The sequence below is a fragment of the Brachyspira sp. genome (genome assembly GCF_050873525.1).
Taxonomy (GTDB): domain Bacteria; phylum Spirochaetota; class Brachyspiria; order Brachyspirales; family Brachyspiraceae; genus Brachyspira.
Window position 1 is genome coordinate 1 of sequence record NZ_JBNMIZ010000277.1, and the last position, 2,916, is coordinate 2,916.

General features: G+C 30.8%; 2 protein-coding genes and 1 pseudogene. 1 reads left to right on the plus strand and 2 read right to left on the minus strand.

All coding sequences use genetic code 11. From position 1 onward, the window contains the following. Positions 1-44: 44 nt before the first annotated feature. Positions 45-1,376 (plus strand): glucose-6-phosphate isomerase, encoded by a 1,332-nt coding sequence (locus tag ACR0QS_RS12480; protein WP_432633780.1) that lies wholly within the window; start codon positions 45-47, stop codon positions 1,374-1,376. A 366-nt stretch (positions 1,377-1,742) separates the two neighbouring features. On the opposite strand, the gene ACR0QS_RS12485 is transcribed toward ACR0QS_RS12480, so the two are convergent. Further along, the gene (locus tag ACR0QS_RS12485) at positions 1,743-2,732 is read right to left on the minus strand and encodes a hypothetical protein (protein WP_432633781.1); all 990 of its coding nucleotides are present in this window, start codon (positions 2,730-2,732) and stop codon (positions 1,743-1,745) included. 3 nt (positions 2,733-2,735) lie between these two features. Continuing rightward, a pseudogene (locus ACR0QS_RS12490) lies at positions 2,736-2,916 on the minus strand (hypothetical protein); the annotation flags it as partial.

The following is a 2,916-nucleotide window of genomic DNA, read 5'->3' on the forward strand; positions in this document are numbered from 1 at the left end:
ATATTGTATAATATATTTCATAAAATAAAAGTATGGAGTATCGAATGATAACTATAAATTATAAAAATGTATTGGGTTTTTTGAAAGAATACGAGCTTGACTATTTGCATGAATTTGCCAAATTTTCAAACGAACTTTTGGAAAACAGAAAAGGAGCGGGAAACGATTTTTTAGGATGGGTTAATTTGCCTTCCGAAGCCTTAAAAACAGCGAAAGAAATCGACTCTCTCGGAAAAGAAATTAGAGAGAATGCCGAAGTTTTAGTTTCTGTTGGAATAGGAGGTTCTTATTTGGGAGCGCGTGCCGTAATAGAATCTTTTTTAAATCCATTCGCTCAAGCTAAAAAAGGAGCGACTCAAGTAATATACGCGGGACATAATATGAACGGAGAATATTTTAAACATCTCTTGGATTATTTGGAAGGAAAAGATTTTTATGTCAATGTAATTTCAAAAAGCGGAACTACAACCGAGCCTGCGATAGCTTTTAGATTCTTAAAAGAGTATGCCGAAAAAAGATACGGAAAAGAAGGAGCGGCAAAAAGAATAATAGCCACGACTGACGCTAAAAAAGGCGCTTTAAAAACTTTATCAATGGAAAACAAATATAGAACTTTTGTAATTCCAGACGATGTCGGAGGAAGATATTCCGTTCTAACTCCAGTCGGTTTGATTCCTATAGCCTCTGCGGGAATAAATATTGAAGAGTTTATTAAAGGTTTTGATTCTATGGCAAAATTAACTAAAGACGGCGATTATAAAAAAAATCCTTCTATGTTATACGCAATGCTCAGAAATATTTTATATAATAAAGGTTTTGCGACTGAGATTATGGTAAATTATATTCCGAGAATGCATTATATTTCCGAATGGTGGAAACAATTATACGGAGAGAGCGAAGGAAAAGACAAAAAGGGAATTTATCCTTCTTCGGTAGATTTTTCAACCGATTTGCATTCTTTGGGACAATTCATACAGGACGGAAAAAGAGGATTATTTGAAACGGTTATAAGAGTCGGAAACGAAGATATAGATTTGAGCGTAAAAAAAGAAGATTCCGATTTGGACGGATTAAATTATTTGGACGGAAAAAAATTGCATGAAATAAATAAATCTGCGCTCGAGGCTACGGTTTTGGCTCATGTTGACGGCGGCGTTCCTAATATAATAATCGATATTGACAAAATTACTCCTTTCACAATCGGCGAACTTTTATATTTCTTTGAAAAAGCCTGCGGTATTTCGGGTTATATTCTTGGAGTTAATCCTTTCGACCAGCCAGGCGTGGAAGAGTATAAAAAGAATATGTTTGCTATGCTTGGTAAAAAAGGCTATGAAGAAATGGGAAAAACTTTAAGAGCGAGATTAGATAAATAAATTACATCAATAACATATATGTATAAAGTCGCCATTACACTCGTAATGGCGATATTTTTTAAACAGTCATTACGAGGTTTTGTCTCCGTAGGAGTGCCTTTGGCAAAAACCGAAGTAATCCAAAATTAATTAAATTTGATTTTAAAATTTAACTTTATTAATAGTGGATTGCTTCGCTCACGCTCGCAATGACAGTGAAATTTGTCATTACGAGGACGAAGTCCAAAGTAATCTATTTTATTTGGATTGCTTCACTACCGTTCGCAATGACTTTGTCACTACGAGTGCAATGTCCGAAGTAATCCTATATAAATAAAACTAAATTTTTTATAAAAAATTATAAATTAAATTCTATATCAATCAAATTTAAAATCTAATCTCTTTTTTATAATCTGAAATCTTATTAATAATATTTCCAATTTCTTTTCTATTTCTAATAAAAGAATTTATTTTATTTCTTAAATATAATTTTATTATAAAATCTATTGGATTATGGCTATTAATTTTAGTTTGTTTATTATCTATAATGTCTAATAAAATATTACGACAATATTGTTCATAAATATTTCTTATATAGTCTCTCTTTTTTCTATTTGGTATCCACCAGACTATTTTATCTATATACAAATTAAAAATACTTCTCTTATCTCTCGATGCGTTAAATGGAAAATGTTTAATATTATTTTCAAACTCGCATTCGTCTATAGTATAAAAATTATAAATTTTGGATAGTATAGAAAAAACGCTCTGGTCATGCCTATTTTCTACAAATCCATCCAAATTTGGTATTTTTGAAGGAGTATCGTCAATTAAAGAAAAATCGTCATAATAGACTTGAAGCCATTTATTAACAAATTCCAAATTAATATTATTCTTTTCACAAATAAAAAAACCGCTCGGTCTTTGAGGAGTATCGGTAATATTTTTATCGTTGAGTTTATCAAAATAATTAAATAAATCGGCTTTAGTCCAATATCTTTCTAAATAAGATAATTTAAAACACAAAGCTTTATGTTCAATCACAATATCCAAATATTCATTAAATCGTTTTTCACCTTCTTTATTTATATGACAGCCGATATCCGCATAAACCAAAATATCTCCGTCTTTTATATTCTCCAAAGTTTTTAATATAACGAAAGGTTTCCAGCACCAATAACCAAATCCTCTGCTCGGAACTAATTTATGAGATAGTAGTGATTCAAATTTTTCATCTTTTGGTAAATTATATTCGTTATAAATAAAAATATTGTCGAAAAAATTGCTTTCTTTCGCCTGATTATGAAATCTGACAATAGAAAGTGCAAGCTCTATATTCGCAAATCCGCATAAGTATATGTTTCTTCCCTTATACATATACTATGCTCCGAAAATAGAAATATTTTGATGAAATGCTTTGTTTAGAATATAAGAATAGATTAGTTCTGTTCTGTTCTGTTCTGTTCTGTTCTGTTCTGTTCTGTTCTGTTCTGTTCTGTTCTGTTCTGTTCTGTTCTGTTCTGTTCTGTTCTGTTCTGTTCTGTTCTGTTCTGTTCTGTTC